Below are 18,166 nucleotides of genomic sequence, written 5' to 3' on the forward strand. Positions count from 1 at the left end.
TCGGCGGGCAGGGCCATGGGGGATCAGGTCCTCTCGGCGGGGTTGCCGTCGGTGCCGTTGCGCATGAAGAAGTGCGCGCCCTTCTCCAGGAGGAGGCCGGGCAGCGTGCCGCGCTTCTCCCACAGCTTCATGGGCGCGGAGCGCAGCTGACGCAGGTCCTCCGGCTGGAGGTTGGCCGCGCGCCAGGTGAGCTGCTCCACCGCGTCGAAGATCTTCCCGGCCACCTCGCGCGACGACATGCGCTGCAGCTGCTCCAGGGTGATGCCGCCCTTGTCCGCGAGCAGGCCGGCGGAGCCCGCCGCCCACTTCTCGCTCGCCTTGTTGGAGCGCACGGACGTGCCCGGGCGGGCGATCTGCACCGGCTCGTACACCGTGGGGCGCGTCTCCGGAATCACGCCCAGCTTGCGGCCGATGGTCTCGAAGGTGTCCAGCACCCGGTCCAGCTGCGCGTCGGTGTGCGTGGCCATGTACGAGGTGCGGATGAGCGCGTGGCCCGCCTCCACCGCCGGCGGAATCACCGGGTTGGCGAAGACGCCCGCCTCATGCAGCGCGCGCCAGAAGCGGAAGCACTTCACCTGGTCGCCGATGTGCACCGGAACCACGGGCGACACCGACACGCCGGTGTCGAAGCCCATGGCGCGGAAGCCGTTGTGCATCTTCTCCGCGATGTCCAACAGGCGCGCGCGGCGCTGCGGCTCCGCCTCGATGATCTCCAGCGCCTTGAGCGCCGAGGCGATGGACGCCGGCGTCATGGACGCGGAGAAGATGACCGAGCGGGACTTGTGGCGGATGTAGTTGATGACGTCGAACGGACCGGACAGCACGCCGCCCAGCGACGCGAAGCTCTTGGAGAACGTCCCCATGACGAGGTCCGTCTCCTTCTCCAGGCCGAAGTACTCCGAGGTGCCCCGGCCCTTCTCACCCAGCACGCCCATGGCGTGCGCGTCATCCGTCATCACCCGGGCGTTGTACTGCTTCGCCAGCTCCACGATGCGCGGCAGGTTGCAGACGTCTCCCTCCATGGAGAAGACGCCGTCGGTGATGATGATCTTCCCCGCGTTCGGATCCGCCTGGGACAAGAGCTGCTCCAGGTGGTCCATGTCGTTGTGGCGGAACTTGCGCTCGGTGGCGAAGGACAGGCGGATGCCGTCCACCAGGGACGCGTGGTTCTGCCGGTCGCTGAAGACGATGTCGTGGCGGCCGAGAATCGACGCCAGCGCCAGGTTCGTCTGGAAGCCCGTGGAGATGACCAGCGCCGACTCGCGGTTGAGGAACTTGGCCAGCCGCCCCTCCAACTCCTCATGCAGCGCCAGCGTGCCGTTCAACAACCGCGAGCCCGAGCACGTCGTCCCGAACTTCTCCGTCGCCTTGATCGCCGCTTCCTTGACGCGCGGATCCGCCGACAGGCCGAGGTAGTTGTTGGAACCAACCATGATCACCCGCTTGCCCTCGATCTCCACTTCCGTGGCGCCGTGCGACGCCTCGATGACGCGGAAGTAAGGGTAGAGGCCGGTGGCCTTCGCGATGCGGTAGTCCTTCCAATTGCTGCACTTGTCGAAGACGTCGCTCATGGTGTTCTGTGGTCTTTCTGTATGTCTGCGTCGGGGGAGGGTTTGTCGCCTGTCAGGCGGATGCATCACTCCGGTCGCCACTCACCATGCAGGGCTCGTTCCCGAGCCGGGGGCAACCTTGCGTCCGTCGACCTCCCTCGGGGGACGCGGGGCGGTGAATAAAGAGGCCGAGAGGCAGTGTCAAGGCGCGGACTGTCGCTTGAGTCCCATGCGAGAGGCCCTTTGACGCCCGTGCCTTGACAGCACTGGCTCTTTGGTGGCACCCCGCCGCATCGCACCGTCTTCCAGTGGATACTGGAAAGTACCGTGTGTACTCGGCTGCACGTCCGGCGGCACCTGAATGACCGGCGGAAGGCTTTCCAGCCGCCCGTTGTTTGGGGGGGCTACGAATGGCCGGGAATTTGCTATGCCCGGCGTTCATCGAGGAGTGGACGGTGGCCAGGTCTCTGCGGGAACGGTGGTTCGAGGGGTTCATCCAGACGGCGGTCTCCCGGCCCTGGTACGTGCTGCTGATCTGCGCATTGCTCGCCGCGGGCGGTATGGCACTGGCGTCGCGGTTGGAGTTTCGTGGTTCATTCGTGGAACTACTTCCCCAGGGAGCCCGTGAAGTCCAGGACCTGACACGCGTGTCGCAGAAGGCCGGCGGGGATGGGTACCTGGTCATCGTCGCGAAGGGGGACACGCCGGAGCGGCTGAAGGCTTACGCGAGCGAGCTGAAATCGCGACTGGAGGCCCTGCCGGAGGTCCGCTACGTCGAGCACAGCTACGACGTGGAGTTCTTCCGCCGTCACGGGCTGTTGCTGCTGCCGGCGGAGAAGCTGGTGGAGTTGCGCACGGAGCTGGCGGCGCGGGTGCGCTACGAGCGGCAGCAGGCCAACCCCTTCTACATCGACCTGGGAGCCACGCCTCCTCCGCCCACGTTCGAGGAGATTGCCCGCAAGCACTCGCCCAACGCGCCGGTGCACGAGTACCTGGCCAACGCGGATGGCACCGAGGTGTACCTCATGCTCAAGCCCATGGGGACGGCGGGAGACCTCTCCTTCGCGCGCCGCTTCGTGGAGCTGGCCATGGGCACGGGCCGGACGCTGGCCTCGGAGCGCTTTCCCGCCGTGAAGCTGGAGGCCACGGGCAACTTCCAGAACCGCATCGAGGAAGACGCGGTGATGCGGGGCGACCTGTCGCGCGCCGGCATGCTGTCCGCGCTCATCGCGGTGGGGCTCATCCTGCTGGCCACGCGACGCATCGCGGCGCTGGCCGTCGTCGGTGTGCCCGTCGTCGTGGGCTTGCTGGTGACGTTCGGTGTGGCGCAGCTCGCCATTGGCCACCTCAACGTGGTGACGGGCTTCCTGGTCGCCATCCTCATCGGCCTGGGCATCGAGTACGGCGTGCACCTGTGCATGCGCTACTGGGAGGAGCGGCGGACGCGCTCGTCCCGCGACGCGCTGGCCACGGCGGTGCGCGGCACGTTCAGCGGCGCGCTCACCTCGGCGGTGACGAACGCGGCGGCCTTCTTCGTGCTGCTCCTGGCGCAGTTCCACGCCTTCAACCAGTTCGGATTCCTGGCGGGCCTGGGCGTGCTGCTCGCCGTCATCGCGGCCTATGCGCTGGGACCGTCACTGCTCGCCATCGCGGAGCGGCTGCGCCCCGCGCGCAAGGACGGCGCGCCCGCGTCGGCGGAGACCGCCACGTCGTCGGCGACCCCGGCTCCGGCGCGGGAGTGGAAGCGCTGGCCCACGCCCGTCATCGCGCTGCTGGCTCTCTTGGTGGTGGGCTTCGCCGCGTTCTCCGTCTCCATCGCCCCTCGACTGGGGTTCGAGACGGACATGCGCAAGCTGAAGGGTGACTCGCCGGCCTCGCGGCTGGATGACCATGTCACCGAGCAACTGGGACAGCCGCTCAACCCGGCCATCTTCCTGGTCGACGACCTGGCCCAGGTGGCGAAGGTGGAGCAGGTCATCGCGGAGGTGAAGCAGCGCAACGGCGCAGACTCCGTGTTCCTGCGCACCACCTCCCTGAACGACCTGGTGCCGGGAGACCTGGAGCGACGGGAGAAGGAGATCGCCGGCATCCGGGCGCTGCTGCAGGGGCTGCCCGAGGCGGCGCACGAGGACCCGCGGCTGAAGGACTTCGAGCAGATGGTGGAAGCGAAGCCCTACGGTCTGGACTCGCTGCCCGTGGAGGTGCGCCGTCGCTTCCTGGCCACCGACGGCCAGGGCACCTTCCTGCTGCTGTTCCCCTCCGTGTCCAACTACGACACCGACGACCTGAAGCGCTGGGCCGCGCAGATCGACCAGGTGGTGGAGACGGCGACGGCGCGGGGCGTGGAGATGTCCGTCCTGGACAGCAACCGCATCGCCGCGCGCATCTTCGCGCTGGTGCGTGGAGATGGACTGCTCATCCTCTGCTCCGCGGCGGCGGTGGTGTTCGTCGTCATCCTGCTGAGTCTGCGCAGCCTGAAGCGCGCGCTGCTGGTGACGGGGCCGCTGTTCCTGGGCATGACGTGCCTGGCGGGCGGCATGTACCTGTTCGACGTGCAGCTCAATTTCATCAACGCCGTGGTGCTGCCGAATCTCCTGGCCATCGCCGTGGACAACTCCATCCACCTGTATCACCGGTACGAGGAGGAGGGCCCCGGCTCGCTCGGCAAGGTGGTGCGGCACACGGGGCTGGCGGCCGTGGTGGCCACGCTGTCGAACGCGGCGGGCTACGGCGCGCTGCTCGTGGCCAACCACCAGGGGTTGCGCAGCATCGGACAGATTGCGCTACTTGGGGTCGTGTGCACCTTCTTGGGGACCACGGTCTTCTTCCCCGCGCTGCTCGCCCTCCTGGAGCGCTGGAAGGAGAGGCAGGGCTCGGTCGCCCGGGAGGGTGCTGTCGTCCGGAGCCTGGAGCTCGACATGGCCGGTCAGGACACCGCGCCATCGGGGGAGCGGAAATCGGCGTGAGTCTCGTGACCTTCCAGAGCTTTCGTGGCTCCGTCCCCATGAATGGCCCTCGTGATGCGCAGGTCCGGCTGGGGGCGGTGGACCTCATCATCGTCATTGCGTGCTCGCTCGGGGCCTTTGTCCTGCTCGGGCCGGGACGCTGGGCGCCGCAGGCCATCCCCAACGCGGGGCTGTTCGCCTCCATGGCCGCCGGTCCGCTGGTGCTGCGGACGTTGGAGTCCTGGTTCCCTCGCCAGCGCTGGTTGACGGTCATCGCCGACTTCTGGTTGCTGCCCGTGGCGGTGCTGACGCACTCGTGGCTGTCGCCGGTGGTGGACACGCTCAACCCGTTCCTGCGCGACGCGCAGCTCGTGGCGGCGGACCAGCGCATCTTCGGGTTCCAGGCGGCGGTGGTGCTCGCGCACGTCGTGCCGCCGTGGCTCAACGACGTGTTGATGGTCTGCTACTACGGCCACTTCGTCTGGCCGTTGGTGCTGGGCATCGGGCTGTACTACCGGGCCCGGGGCGCGTCGGCGGAGTTCGACGAGTACCTGCTGGGACTGGGCCTGCTGTTCATCCTCAACTACTCGGCCTACTCGCTGGTGCCCGCCGTGGGGCCGCGCTACTTCCTTGTCGACGCGTTCAGCGGGCCGCTGCAGGGCACGTGGACGCCGATGCTGGACTCCATCATGCGCAGGCCCCTCTTCGGTCGGGACTGCTTCCCGTCGGGCCACACCGGCACCACGCTGGTGGTGCTGTTCTACTCGTGGCGGTTCTCCCGGAAGCTGTTCTGGGTGATGTTGCTGCCGGGCCTGGGGCTCATCGTCGCGACGCTGGCCGGGCGCTTCCACTACGCCACGGACCTCTTGTGCGCGGTGCCGCTGGTGATGGTGGTGGTGGGCATGTCCGCGGCCCTGTCCCGAGCGGCCCGCCAGCGCGAGAGCGAGAGAGCCGCGCGTTCCGTCCCGGTGGACGCTATCTTGCGCCCCTGAGCCCGGTCCGGCGACTGACGCCGGCCGCCAGGAGCCCCCATGTCCAGGCCCGTGTTGTCGCAGCGCGTGTCCCGGTTCGGCACCACCGTCTTCTCGGAGTTCAGCGCCCTGGCGCAGAAGCATGGCGCCGTGAATCTGGGGCAGGGGTTCCCCGACTTCGACGGGCCTGACGCCGTGAAGGAGGCCGCTCAGCGGGCCATCCGCGAGGGCGTCAACCAGTACGCCATGAGCTCGGGCGCCCGGGACTTGCGGGTCGCCATCGCCGAACACGCCGCGCGTTTCTACGGGCAGACGGTGGACCCGGACACCATGGTGACGGTGACCAGCGGCGCCACCGAGGCCATCCTCGATGTGCTGCTGGGACTCGTGGACCCGGGCGACGAGGTGGTGGCCTTCGAGCCGTTCTACGACTCGTACGACGCCAACATCACCTTCGTTGGCGCCACCGCGCGCTGGGTGCCCTTGCGTCCACCGGACGCGGCGCATGCGCAGTGGTGGTTCGACTGGGACGAGCTGCGCGCGGCCTTCGGTCCGCGCACGCGGCTGCTCATCCTCAACACGCCCCACAACCCCACGGGCAAGGTCTTCACTCGCGAGGAGCTGGAGCGCATCGGCGCGCTGTGCGCCGAGCATGACGTGAAGGTGCTGTCCGACGAAGTCTACGAGCACATCACCTTCGCGCCCGCCCGCCACGTGCGCCCGGCCACGGTGCCGTCGCTCGCGGAGCGGACGGTGACGGTAAGCAGCGGCGGCAAGACGTTCAGCCTCACGGGCTGGAAGGTGGGCTGGGTCATCGCGCCGCCCCCGCTGCGCGATGCGATTCAGCGCGCGCACCAGTTCGTCACCTTCGCGACGGCGTCTCCCTTCCAGGTGGCCATGGCGGCGGCGCTCCGGCTGCCGGATGCGTACTTCGCGGAGCTGGCGGCGACCTACCTGTCGAGACGGGAGCGGCTGCTCGCCGGGCTGCGCGAGGCGGGACTGCCGGCGTACACCCCGGATGGCAGCTACTTCATCCTCGCGGACATCCGGGGCTTCGGCTTCCCGGACGACATGGCCTTCTGCCGGCACCTGGTGTCGGAGGTCGGCGTGGCAGCCATTCCCCCGAGTGTCTTCTACGGGCCCGAGCATCGGCACCTGGGGCACGGGCTCGCCCGCTTCGCGTTCTGCAAGACGGACGCGGTGTTGGATGAGGCCGTGCTCCGACTGCGCGCGAAGCTGTCGACTCGACGCTGACGGCGCCGTGCCCGCGCGCATTGCGAGCCCCGGACGCGGTTGCTACATCCCCTCGCAGGAGGGCGGCCCGGCACTTCCCGGCCGCCACGGGCGCGCGTGGACTTCTTCGGTGAGCTGTACCTGCGCAGCACGCTGCCGTTCCTCTCCGAGTCCGTCACGGCGAGGGAGGTGGACTACCTCGCGCGCGCATTCGCCGACCTCCCTGGCCCGGGGCCCGTGGTGGACCTGGGCTGCGGGCATGGCCGCCATGCCGCGCGGCTCCAGGCCTCGGGCCCCTTGGCCGGTCGCGTCATCGGCCTGGAGAAGGACGCGCTCTCGCTGTCGATGCGACGCCCGGGCTTCCCGGTGGTGCGCGGAGACTTGAGGGCCTTGCCCTTTCGGGAGGGGAGCCTGTCCGGTGCGTACGCGTGGTATTCCACGCTGTTCGCCTTCACGGACGAGGAGCACGTACACATCCTCCGTGAGCTGGCGCGCGCCATGAGACGGGGAGGGCGGCTGGTGTTCCAGACGGTGCCACACGAACGACTGGCCGCGTCACCCGACGCCGCGTTCCAGCGCGGGCTTCCCGGTGGTGGCGTGCTGGATGAGGAGAGTCACTTCGACGCGGCGACGGGACGTGACGTGGGACGACGAACGCTCACCCTCGTGGACGGGCGCGTCCTGCATGCGTCCTACGCCATTCGTTACTATCCCCTTGCGGATCTCGCCGGGCTGTTGGAAAGCACGGGGTTTTCAATCTCCTGGGTGCATGGCGGGCTCGATGGCGAGCCGCTGACGCATCTGTCGGCCGACCTGATTGTGGGAGCGGTGCTGCGAGATGGCTGAGAATTCACGAGCGCGTGGAACCCTGCTGAGCCAGCTGCCGAAGCGGGTGGACGTGTACGAAGTCGGCCCTCGGGACGGACTCCAGAACGAGCTGCGCACGCTGCCCACGCGCGACAAGGCGCGGCTCATCGACGCCCTCGTGACGGCCGGCGAGAAGCGCATCGAGGTAACGTCGTTCGTGTCGCCCAAGTGGATTCCCCAGCTCGCGGACGCGGAGGAGTTGCTGCGGCTGGTGGGGCGCCGCGAGGGCGTGGTGTTCTCCGCGCTGGTTCCCAACCTCAAGGGGCTGGAGCGCGCGAAGGAGGCGGGGTTGCAGGAAGCGGCGGTGTTCATCTCCGCGTCCGAGGCCCACTCCAAGAAGAACATCAACAAGAGCATCGCCGAAGCCATGGCGGGCGCTCGCGAGGTGACGTCCGCCGCGCTCCAGGCCGGAATGCGCGTGCGCGGCTACCTGTCCACCGTGTGGGGCTGTCCCTACGAGGGCCATGTCCCGGTGGAGCGCGTGGTGGACATCTGCCGCTACCTCGTGGACGCGGGCATCTACCAGCTCAGCCTCGGCGACACGATTGGCGTGGGCACGCCCCGGCAGACGGAAGAGATTCTGGAGGCGCTCCTCCAGCACATTCCGGTGGAGAAGCTGGCGCTGCACCTCCACGACACCCGAGGCACCGCGCTGGCCAACTCGCTGGTGGGCCTGTCCGCGGGCGTGACGACGTTCGACGCGAGCATCGGCGGGCTGGGCGGCTGCCCCTATGCGCCCGGGGCCGCGGGCAACCTGGCCACCGAGGACGCCGTCTTCATGTTCCACGGCATGGGCGTGGACACCGGCATCAACCTGGACCGGCTGGTGGAGGCCGGGGAGATTGCCCAGGAGCTCATCGGCCGGAAGCTGGCGGGCAAGTACCTCCAGGCCGCCCTGGGTGAGCGCGAGAAGAAGGCCTCTCGCCGCGCGCAGACCTGAGCCATTCCCACGGGGCCCCTGGCTTTCGCCTGGAGCGGCTCCGTGGGTCACTCCCTCCGTGAGGGGTGGCAAGTCTGTAAAATTTCGACGGTGGTTCCGATACGAGGGCACCACTGCTAGCCTGGGTGGGAGTCGACCCTGTACCCCCCACCTGGACTTGCTTCATGACCCACACGGTCGACGCGACGGCCCTCGCGAACCGCTCGTCGGACATCTTTGACGCGCATCAATCTGCCCTCCACCGCCGCACGGACCGGATGTTCGCCGTGCTGATGGGACTTCAATGGTTGGGGGCGCTCCTCACCGCGCTCGTCTTGTCGCCACGGACGTGGGCGGGGACCTCGAGTGAAGTGCACCCTCATGTCTGGGCGGCGGGCGTGCTCGGACTCGTGGTGGCAAGCCTCCCCGTGTCACTGAGCCTGCTGCGTCCTGGGGGCGTGTCCACGCGCTTCTCCGTCGCGGTGGCGCAAGCGCTGACCTCGGGGCTGTTGATCCACATCACCGATGGCCGCATCGAGACGCACTTCCACATCTTCGGCTCGCTGGCCTTCCTGGCCGTCTACCGGGACCTGCGCGTGCTGTTCATCTATTCGGGCGTGGTGGTGGTGGACCACCTGGCGCGCGGGCTGTTCTGGCCACAGTCGGTGTTCGGCACGGACCTGGTGAGCCTGTGGCGTCCGCTGGAGCACGCGGGCTGGGTGGTGTTCGAGAACGTGTTCCTCATCCTGACGTGCCTGAGCGGACGAAGGGACTTGCGGGAGCTGGCGTCGCGGCAGGCGCGGCTGGAACTGGCGCAGGGGGAAATCCAGGCGAGGGTGGTGGAGCCCCTGATGGACTCCGCTCGGGAGCTGACCGAGGCGATGCTCTCCCTGACCATCACCACCGAGGACCAGCGCCGGATGCTGTCGCGGCAGGCGCAGGCGCTGTCCGAGACACAGGTGACGGCGACGGAGATTCAGCGCACGTCGGAGGAGACCTCACGGCAGGCGGAGGTCATCATGGAGTCCACCACCCAGGCGGGCGATGCGGGCACCACGGCCCAGGCGATGATTGGCAAGAGCATGCTGGGACTGGAGGGCATCCGGTCGCAGGCGTCGGAGCTGTCCGGTCAGCTCGAGAAACTGGGCGCGCGGGCCCGCAAGCTCAACGACATCGCCGCCACGGTGAAGGACCTGGCGGACCAGTCCAACATGGTGGCCGTCAACGCCGCGATTGAGGCCGCGCGCTCGGGGGAGACGGGCCGGGGGTTCGCGGTGGTCGCCACCGAGATGCGTCGGCTGGCGCGCCAGTCCCAGCAGGCCACGGGCGAGGTGCGCGTCATCCTCGACGAAACGATGAAGTCCATCCAGGCGGTGATGACCGCGAGCAAGCGGGGCTCCGAGCGGATGTCGATGGACCTGGAAGTGGTGCGCGAGTCCGGCGAGAGCCTTCGTGGCCTCACCTCGATGATGGAGAACAGCACCGACAGCGTGCGCCGCATCTCAGCGGCGGTGGGGCAGCAGGCGGCGGGCGTCTCGCAGCTCTTCAGCGCCGTGAATGACCTGTCCGCGATGATGACGGAGACCCTGGGCCGCTTGGATTCCGCCGCCTCAGCCACCGTTGCCCTCCAGTCCGTCACCGACCGGGTGCAGCGGGTCATCCAGGCCTATCAGCCCGAGTCACACCGCCCCTCCTGAGCCCTCGGGCCCAGGGCTGGATTTCACTCCCAGTAATCATACTCGGAGTGTGTCTCGCCGGATTCCCGGAGGGGCGGGCTCGGTGGCCCGCCCCCTGCCGTTTCAACGGTCGCTGATCATCGACGCCAACTTCTCCTGGAGGCCCAGGTGGCCCGCCGCGGACTCCAGCATGCGGCGCTCCTTGCGGTCGATGCGGCCATCCACCAGGGCAATCTCGACGATGTTGCGCAGGAAGACCTCCGCCTCGGGGCTGCCCCTGGCAACCAGTCGCTCGAAGAGCTGCGGCCCCGCGTTGAGGGCCATCTCCACCTGAGACCACTCGACGTCCCAGCGTTCGGCGCACAGCTTCAGTAGCCGGCGTTCGGCGGGAGTCACGGTGCCGTCGGAGGCGGCGATGGCGGCCATCATGTAGAGCAGCCGATGCCGTTCCTGGACATCCAGCACCGCGTCCGTGCCGTTCCCCGACGAGGCCACCGCGGGCGCACCGTTTGACGGCCGGGCCACCGGCGCGCGGGCAGGCGGCGCCCGGTAGCTGCTCGCTCCCTCGCGGACATTCCACGCCTCGAAGGGCAGCGCGGACGCGAGCACCCAGTCCCGCTCACCATTGGCGAGCTGAGTGCCGCAGAACTCGCACGCCGTGGCGGCGCTGTCGGTGAGCGGCGCGTTGCACTGAGGGCAGCGGTCCGTGGACACGCCGTTCGCGGTGTTCGTCCGCGCGCCATGCTTGCGCACCAGCGTGAAGACGAAGCGCTGGGGCAGGGTGGGGATCTGCGGAGGACGCTCGTTGACGGGGCCCACACCCATGCGCGCGCTCCAGCGGATCTCCACGTGCGCGCGGTCATACCCTCGCGGGTCCACCTCCAGCAGCCGCACATCCACCGAGCCCACCGCGCACTCCAGGAACACCCTCCGCCGGCCCTGGCGACGCAAACCGTCCAGCTCGGAGTTCAGCGTCCCGAGTGCATCCGGCGTGGCCACCTTGGACAGGCCGTTCGTGTCGCCCCGGCTCTGTGCGTCGATCCACTTCCAGAACAGCAGCGACGCGCGATCCTCCAGGACCTCCAGGTTGAGTGCAGGGTCGTCCTGCCGCGCCTGCATCAGCCCGTCCACCGTCCGGTGGTAGCGCGAGTGCTCCACGCCCTGCGTTATCTCCGTGAGCGTCCAGTCGTAGTTGCCGGAGTTCACCACCGCGTTGCAGAACTCGCAGCGGTTGGCCGCACCGCCCTTGTACGGGGCGCCGCAGTTGGGGCACTTGCCCTGGAACAGGTCCGCGCCGATGCGCGTCTGCACGCCCGGCTTGCGCACGAAGGTCCACACCTCCGTGAAGGTCTCCATCCGAGCCCTGCGCGCGGCCTCGACGGCCTGCGCATCCGTGTCGTTCGCGGACACATCCGTGTCCCGCATCCGCGCCTGGACGCGGACCTGGATGCTGTCGAACCACTCGCTCTGCTCCAGGCCGATGAGCTGGACGTCGAGCACCTCGATGTCGGTGATGGCATCGCGCACGCCCTGCGCATCCAGCAGCTTGAGCTGCACGCCGAAGCGCTGCCACGTCGCGTCCGAAAGGAAGGGCCGCACCGGCGTCATGTCGCGGCGGAACCAGGCCTGCTGCAGGTCCATGAACAGCCTGCGCACCTTGCCGAGCACGGGCTCCAGTTCGAACGCGGGGTCCTTCAGCTTGAGCGCGTTGACCCAGCCGGACACGTCGCGCGAAGTCACCTGGGTGCGCTGGTCCGCCTCGTACTGGTCCAACGCCTTGCGCGTGGTGGCCGTCGGGTGGAGGTTGCGCTTGTAGAGCCAGTACCCGACGCCGCAGATGACCAGCAGCGGAATCATCACCTTCGGGTAGCGGAACACCAGCCGGAACGCCTCGAAGAGGATCCAGATGGGAATCCCATCGCCACCGCCGTCGCGGTCCGAGGAGGGACGCGTGTAGTGCTCGCCACCACCGCCCCGGGCCAGGGCGTCCAGGGGAACGAGGGCCAGGGCCACCAGGGCGAGGGCCGAGGGCCACCAGGAGGCCCACGGGGCGAGCTGTCGGAGCACGGTGCGCGGCGAAGGCATGAGGGGATGCTAACCGTTTCCGCCTTGCCAGACCCGCCTTCCCGCCGCACTCTGCCGCGTCCCAGAGCGGCCCGCCGGGCGGGCCCTGGAAGGGGAGCGGATATGCCGGAATTCAAGGTCGACGCACGCGGTGCCATCGAGATCTGGACCATCGACGGCGAGGGCCGCCGCAACGCCATCAGCCGCGCCATGCTCCAGGAGCTGGGCGCGCTCGTCGCTCGGGTTTCCTCGGGGCACCAGGTTCGCGCGGTCGTCATCACCGGCGCGGGCGACAAGGCCTTCTGCGCGGGCGCGGACCTCAAGGAGCGCGCGGGCATGGCCGAGGACGAGGTGCGCGCGTTCCTCGACGGGCTGCGCAAGACGTTCCGCGCGATTGAAAAGAGCGACTGCGTCTTCATCGCCGCCATCAACGGCGCGGCCTTCGGTGGAGGCACCGAGCTGGCGCTCGCCTGTGATTTGCGCGTGGCGGCCCCGGCGGCCGAGCTGGGGCTCACCGAGGTGAAGCTGGGCATCATCCCCGGAGGCGGCGGCACGCAGCGGCTGGCGCGACTGGTGGGCCCGGGGCGCGCCAAGGACCTCATCCTCACCGCCCGGCGACTCAACGCGGCGGAGGCCTTCGCCGTGGGTCTGGTGAACCGGCTCGCGCCCGAAGGGCACCTCCTGGAGGTCGCGCACGGCCTCGCGGAGTCAGTGGTGGACAACGCCCCCATCGCGGTGGCCACGGCCAAACACGCCATCGACGAGGGCACGGGCCTGGAGCTGGACGACGCGCTCGCGCTGGAGCTGCGCAAGTACGAAGAGGTCCTCAAGACGGAGGACCGGCTCGAGGGCCTGCGTGCCTTCGCGGAGAAGCGTCCCCCCGTCTTCAAGGGGCGCTGAGAAACACACGAAGGGCGGCGGCCCGCGACTCGCGGACCCCGCCCTCGTGACCTTGGTCGGGTCGGACCCTCGCGAACGAGTGGCCCGCGCGACGAGGCAGTCTCACTCGCTAGGCGCTGGCGCTCTTCTCCGGCGCCAGTCCGATGTTCTGCTTGTTCATGTAGCCCATGGCCTTGTCCTTCACCTGGCTGCGCAGGTCGTCGCCCGTCTTCGGGGTGAGCAGCAGGGCCGCCACGCCGCCCGCCACCGCGCCGATGAGGAACAGACCCAGGCTGCCCAGCCCGGCGCGGCCCGGCTTGTAGGTCGTCAGACCCACGTGCCGCAGCGCATCATCCGGCTCGAAGTCGTCCCAGCGATTCCGGGCGACGCGGGGAAGCTCGTCGAGGAGCTTGTGCGCCATCCACTTGCGGTACAGCTCGCTCTTGGCCAAACCCTTCGCCGTCCACTTCGCCTTCTTCTTCGCGAACATGCATCCCTCCTGGGCCAGTGTTGGTCGGGGACGCGCCGCGCCGCGGAGCGTCTCCTTCGAGCGTTGAAGGTAGGCAGGGGAGCCCGCGCCGCCACCCCCCGGACCCTGGGGTTCGCTCGGCGCGTCATCGGCTGGACGACAGGGTGCGTCGAGCCCTCGGTGAGAGAGCAGCCAGCCGTGGACCTTTCTGCTATGTCGCCCGGGCCATGTCCCAAGACACGAAACTGCTCGAGAAGATCGCCCAGGTGGAGAAGGGTGGCGCGCCGAAGTACCACGCGAAGAACCAGGAGGCCGGCAAGCTGTTCGCGCGGGAGCGCATCCGCCTGCTGGTCGACGAAGGCTCCTTCGTCGAGGACGCGAAGCTCGCCAACAACCTGGACGGGGAGCTGCCCTCGGATGGCGTCGTCATCGGCCTGGGCAAGGTGGCCGGACGCACGGTGGCCATCATGGCCAACGACTCCACGGTGAAGGCCGGCAGCTGGGGTGCCCGCACGGTGGAGAAGATCCTCCGCATCCAGGAGACCGCCCGCTCGCTGCGCTGCCCGCTGCTCTACCTGGTGGACTCCGCGGGAGCCCGCATCACCGATCAGGTGGAGATGTTCCCCGGTCGCCGGGGCGCCGGACGCATCTTCTACAACGAGGTGCACATGTCCGGGGACGTGCCCCAGGTGTGCCTGCTCTTCGGACCTTCCGCCGCCGGTGGCGCGTACATCCCCGCGTTCTGCGACCTGGTCATCATGGTGGACGGCAACGCCTCCATGTACCTGGGCAGCCCGCGCATGGCGGAGATGGTGATTGGCGAGAAGGTGACGCTCGAGGAGATGGGCGGCGCGAAGATGCACTGCTCCATCTCCGGCTGTGGCGACGTGCTGGTGAAGACGGAGCAGGAGGCCATCGCCGCGGCGAAGAACTACCTGAGCTACTTCCCGGAGAACTGCAGCCAGCTGCCGCCGCGCGCGGAGTCCAAGGCGCCCAAGGCCAGCGGGAAGAAGGTCGAGGAGATCGTCCCCGTCGACCAGAACAAGCCCTTCGACATGCACGCCCTCATCACCGAGCTCATCGACGAGGGGAGCTGGTTCGAGGTGAAGAAGCTCTTCGCCCAGGAACTCATCACCGGCCTTGCCCGCATCGACGGTCGTCCGGTGGGCATCATCGCCAACCAGCCCAAGTACAAGGGCGGCGTGCTCTTCGTGGACAGCGCGGACAAGGCGGCCCGGTTCATCTGGCTGTGTGACGCCTTCAACATTCCGCTGCTCTACATGGCGGACGTGCCGGGCTTCATGATTGGCACCAAGGTGGAGCGCGCGGGCATCATCCGCTCCGGCGCGAAGATGATCTCCGCGGTGTCCGAGGCCAGCGTGCCCCGCATCTGCCTCGTCGTGCGCAAGGCGTACGGCGCCGGCCTCTACGCCATGAGCGGCCCGGGCTTCGCGCCGGAGGCCACCCTGGCCCTGCCCGGGGCGATGATCGCCGTCATGGGCCCGGAGGCGGCCGTCAACGCCGTCTACTACAACAAGATTCAAGAGCTGCCCGAGGCCGAGCGCCCCGCCTACGTCCAGAAGCTGCGCGACGAGTACAAGGCGGACGTGGACATCTACAAGCTGGCCAGCGAACTGGTCATCGATGACATCGTCCCCGGTGAGCGCCTGCGTCACGAGCTGACCCAGCGCTACGGGCTGTACGCCTCGCGCCAGACGCCTCGTGCCGAAAAGAAGCACGGCGTCTATCCCGTTTGAGTAGAGAATCTTGCCCTACCCGGAAGGCCCGCTGCCTTCCGGGACCCTTTGCTATAGATCCTCCCGACCATGGACTTTGAACTCCCCGAAAGTCATCGCGCCCTCCAGTCCTCCCTCCGCGACTTCTGCGAGCGCCAGGTGAAGCCCTTCGCCGGCCAATGGGACAAGGAGGAGAAGTTCCCGATGGAAGTCGTCCGGGAGCTGGGCCAGCTCGGCGTCATGGGCATCCTCGTCTCGGAGAAGTACGGCGGGGCGGACATGGACTCGCTCGCCGTGGCCGTGGCCGTGGAGGAGATCGCCCGCTACGACGGCTCGCTCGCCCTCACGGTGGCCAGCCACAACGGCCTGGGCACCAGCCACCTGCGCGTCTTCGGCAACGAGACGCAGCACGCGAAGTACCTGCCCAAGCTCGCCTCCGCGGAGGCCCTGGGTGCGTGGGGCCTGACGGAGCCCGGGTCCGGCTCGGACGCGTCCGGCATGAAGACGACCGCGGTGCGCCAGGGCAAGAACTGGGTGCTCAACGGCACCAAGATGTTCATCACCCAGGGCACCGTGGGCGACGTTTTCGTCGTGCTCGCGGTGACCTCCCCGGAAAAGCGCCAGAAGGGCGTCACCGCGTTCCTCCTGGAGAAGGGGATGCCCGGGTTCAGCCAGCGCGCCATCCACGGCAAGCTGGGCATGCGCTCGTCGGACACGGCGGAGCTGGTGCTGGAGAACGTGGAGGTCCCCGACGAGAACCGCGTCGGCGAGGTCGACCACGGCTTCATCGACACGATGAAGATTCTCGACAAGGGCCGCATCACCATCGGCGCGCTGGCGGTGGGCCTGGCCCGGGGCGCGCTGGAGGAATCGGTGCGCTACTCCAAGGATCGCACCGCCTTCGGCCAGCCCATCTCCGAGTTCCAGGCCCTGCGCTGGATGATGGCGGACATGAAGACGGAGACGGACGCGGCGCGGCTGCTCGTCCACCGCGCGGCGCGAATGGCCGATGCGGGCCAGCCGTACTCCAAGGAAGCCTCCATGGCGAAGCTGTTCGCCTCCGAGGTCGCCATGCGCGCGGCCTCCAAGGCGGTGCAGATCCACGGAGGCTATGGCTACACCCGCGAATTCCCCGTCGAGCGCTACCTCCGCGACGCCAAATTGTGTGAAATTGGAGAGGGAACGAGCGAGATCCAACGCACCATCATCGCGAGAGAGACCTTCAAAGGGGCTTGATGGACACGGCACGGCTGGAGGGACTCGGGCTTCAAGTACGTGAGGATGTGGCCGGCATCGAAGCGGTGCTGGACCTGGAGTCGTCTCCTCTCGTCAATCCCGTGACCAAGGCGTTCATCGCCGAGGTGACCTTCCAGGTGATGGGGGACCGGCTCATCCCCATCTCCCCGGCGGCGGTGGTGGGACTCGCGCCCATCCTCGTCGGCGCCCTCAGCGACGTGGCGGATATCGAAGCGCTGCTGTCGGACGCCTTCAACGAGCACATCTTCCATGTCCAGCGTCGTTCGGCGGAGCTCCAGGTGCTGGGGCTGGTGCCGCGCGTGGACCAGGACACCCTGGAGCTGACCACCGAGGTGGTGGAGGGCGACCTCTCCGTCCTGCTCGCGGCGGACCGGCTGGGCAACTTCCGCATTGCCCGCGCCCAGCGGGACGCGGGTGAGGTCTCCGGGGGGGCGGGGCACACGCTGGAGCTGTCGGAGTTCCGCGAGCGCGCCGCGCTGACGGGGTATCTGGCGGCGCTGCTGGGTGAGCCGGCGAGCCGTCCACAGCCTTCGCCCGCGGGCGCGGGGCTGGTGCGTTTTTCAGACATCGTGGAGAAGTTTGGCGCGGAGTCGTTGGTTCCGCCCCGGAGCAGCCTGGAGCTGCTGGCGCAGTTGCAGGTGGAGGGCCGGCCGTATCGCTTCGCCGCCGCGAGGGTGGCGGGACGCACCTTCCGGGGCCTGCTGGCGGGGGCTCAGGGCAAGGTGTGGGCGGGCCGGTTCGAGCTGGATGAATTCCCGGGCATTGTCCGGATGGTGGCGGCGCTGCTGAAAGTTCGTCCCGAAGCCGTGAGGCTGGTCGGACCGGACGCGCCTCAGGAGTGAAAGACGTCCGTGGAGAAGCTGACTGTGTCGGAGCGGGTGGAGGCCCTGGAGAAGCGCCTGGGCCTGGGGTTCTCGCGCAGGGAGATCGCGCTCGAGGCCCTGACCCACAAGACCTACGTCAATGAGACGCGGGACAAGGACCTCAAGGACAACCAGCGGTTGGAGTTCCTGGGCGATTCGGTGGTGAACCTGGCCGTCAGCCACCGGCTGATGGAGCGCTTCCCAGGCATGCCCGAAGGCGACCTCACCAAGATGCGCGCCCGCATCGTCAACGAGGACGGCCTGGCCCGGGTGGCCCGCACCATCCCCCTGGGGGACCTGCTGCTGCTGGGCCGGGGCGAGCTCCTGTCGGGCGGCCGCGAGAAGAACTCCGTGCTGGCGGACGCGCTCGAGGCCGTCTTCGGCGCCGTCTACCTCTGCGCGGGCCTGGAGCCCGCCGTGGCCCTGGTGGACCGGTGCTTCGCGGAGCTGCTGGATGAGGTCTCCAGCGGCCAGGGGAGGCTGGACTACAAGACGCTCCTCCAGGAGATGGCCCACGAGAAGCTCAAGCTGTCGCCCCGCTACCGCGTGATTTCGGAGGCGGGCCCGGAGCACTCGAAGGTTTTCGAGGTGGAGGTGACGCTGGGCGACGCGCCCTTCGCCCGGGCCTCCGGCCGCAGCAAGAAGGAAGCGGAGCAGTGCGCGGCGCAGGCCACCCTGGAGCGCATCAAGCAGGACGCCGCCACCGCCGCGAGCGCCGCCCCTCCGCCCCCCGAGGG

14 protein-coding genes are annotated in these 18,166 nt (G+C 68.7%); 11 read left to right on the top strand and 3 right to left on the bottom strand.

What is annotated here, in order from left to right:
* Nucleotides 1-23: 23 nt before the first annotated feature.
* On the bottom strand, nt 24-1,571 hold the full coding sequence (locus tag HR086_RS32190) for an aminotransferase class I/II-fold pyridoxal phosphate-dependent enzyme (RefSeq protein ID WP_141645869.1): 1,548 nt from the start codon (nt 1,569-1,571) through the stop codon (nt 24-26).
* 434 nt (nt 1,572-2,005) lie between these two features.
* Between HR086_RS32190 and HR086_RS32195 the strand changes: the two genes are divergently transcribed.
* The 6 genes from HR086_RS32195 to HR086_RS32220 all read left to right on the top strand — a co-directional run bounded on the left by HR086_RS32195 (nt 2,006) and on the right by HR086_RS32220 (nt 10,182).
* Nucleotides 2,006-4,516 carry an MMPL family transporter gene (locus tag HR086_RS32195; protein WP_174467550.1) on the top strand — a complete coding sequence of 837 codons (2,511 nt, stop codon included), beginning with the start codon at nt 2,006-2,008 and terminating at the stop codon, nt 4,514-4,516.
* Nucleotides 4,513-5,487: a phosphatase PAP2 family protein gene (locus tag HR086_RS32200; protein WP_371817257.1), complete on the top strand. Its 975-nt coding sequence runs from the start codon at nt 4,513-4,515 to the stop codon at nt 5,485-5,487. Before HR086_RS32195 ends, HR086_RS32200 begins: the two co-directional genes overlap by 4 nt.
* A 39-nt stretch (nt 5,488-5,526) precedes the next feature.
* Nucleotides 5,527-6,720 carry an aminotransferase class I/II-fold pyridoxal phosphate-dependent enzyme gene (locus tag HR086_RS32205; RefSeq protein WP_174467551.1) on the top strand — a complete coding sequence of 398 codons (1,194 nt, stop codon included), beginning with the start codon at nt 5,527-5,529 and terminating at the stop codon, nt 6,718-6,720.
* Nucleotides 6,721-6,816: 96 nt separating this feature from the next.
* Nucleotides 6,817-7,545: a class I SAM-dependent methyltransferase gene (locus HR086_RS32210; protein WP_141645873.1), complete on the top strand. Its 729-nt coding sequence runs from the start codon at nt 6,817-6,819 to the stop codon at nt 7,543-7,545.
* Nucleotides 7,538-8,506 (top strand): hydroxymethylglutaryl-CoA lyase, encoded by a 969-nt coding sequence (locus HR086_RS32215; protein WP_141645874.1) that lies wholly within the window; start codon nt 7,538-7,540, stop codon nt 8,504-8,506. The genes HR086_RS32210 and HR086_RS32215 overlap by 8 nt, the downstream gene beginning before the upstream one ends.
* A gap of 164 nt (nt 8,507-8,670) precedes the next feature.
* Nucleotides 8,671-10,182: a methyl-accepting chemotaxis protein gene (locus HR086_RS32220; protein WP_174467552.1), complete on the top strand. Its 1,512-nt coding sequence runs from the start codon at nt 8,671-8,673 to the stop codon at nt 10,180-10,182.
* A 102-nt stretch (nt 10,183-10,284) separates the two neighbouring features.
* On the opposite strand, the gene HR086_RS32225 is transcribed toward HR086_RS32220, so the two are convergent.
* Nucleotides 10,285-12,246, bottom strand: a complete 1,962-nt coding sequence (locus HR086_RS32225; protein ID WP_174467553.1) for a TIM44-like domain-containing protein — start codon at nt 12,244-12,246, stop codon at nt 10,285-10,287.
* Between the two features lie 102 nt (nt 12,247-12,348).
* On the opposite strand from HR086_RS32225, the gene HR086_RS32230 reads away from it, so the two are divergent.
* Nucleotides 12,349-13,125 (top strand): enoyl-CoA hydratase-related protein, encoded by a 777-nt coding sequence (locus HR086_RS32230; protein WP_141645877.1) that lies wholly within the window; start codon nt 12,349-12,351, stop codon nt 13,123-13,125.
* A 109-nt stretch (nt 13,126-13,234) separates the two neighbouring features.
* Here the strand turns inward: HR086_RS32230 and HR086_RS32235 are convergent, their stop codons facing one another.
* Nucleotides 13,235-13,594 carry a YtxH domain-containing protein gene (locus HR086_RS32235; RefSeq protein WP_141645878.1) on the bottom strand — a complete coding sequence of 120 codons (360 nt, stop codon included), beginning with the start codon at nt 13,592-13,594 and terminating at the stop codon, nt 13,235-13,237.
* A 206-nt stretch (nt 13,595-13,800) separates the two neighbouring features.
* Between HR086_RS32235 and HR086_RS32240 the strand changes: the two genes are divergently transcribed.
* The 4 genes from HR086_RS32240 to rnc form a co-directional block, all read left to right on the top strand.
* Complete coding sequence (locus HR086_RS32240; RefSeq protein WP_141645879.1) at nt 13,801-15,330, top strand: acyl-CoA carboxylase subunit beta; 1,530 nt, start codon at nt 13,801-13,803, stop codon at nt 15,328-15,330.
* Between the two features lie 69 nt (nt 15,331-15,399).
* Nucleotides 15,400-16,545 carry an acyl-CoA dehydrogenase family protein gene (locus HR086_RS32245; RefSeq protein WP_141645880.1) on the top strand — a complete coding sequence of 382 codons (1,146 nt, stop codon included), beginning with the start codon at nt 15,400-15,402 and terminating at the stop codon, nt 16,543-16,545.
* Nucleotides 16,545-17,408: a hypothetical protein gene (locus HR086_RS32250; RefSeq protein WP_174455499.1), complete on the top strand. Its 864-nt coding sequence runs from the start codon at nt 16,545-16,547 to the stop codon at nt 17,406-17,408. The genes HR086_RS32245 and HR086_RS32250 overlap by 1 nt, the downstream gene beginning before the upstream one ends.
* Nucleotides 17,409-17,417: 9 nt before the next feature.
* A partial coding sequence (rnc, locus tag HR086_RS32255; protein WP_174467554.1) for a ribonuclease III occupies nt 17,418-18,166 on the top strand: 749 nt, incomplete at its 3' end.

Source organism: Myxococcus sp. CA039A (genome assembly GCF_013336645.1).
GTDB classification, from domain to species: Bacteria; Myxococcota; Myxococcia; order Myxococcales; family Myxococcaceae; genus Myxococcus; species Myxococcus llanfairpwllgwyngyllgogerychwyrndrobwllllantysiliogogogochensis.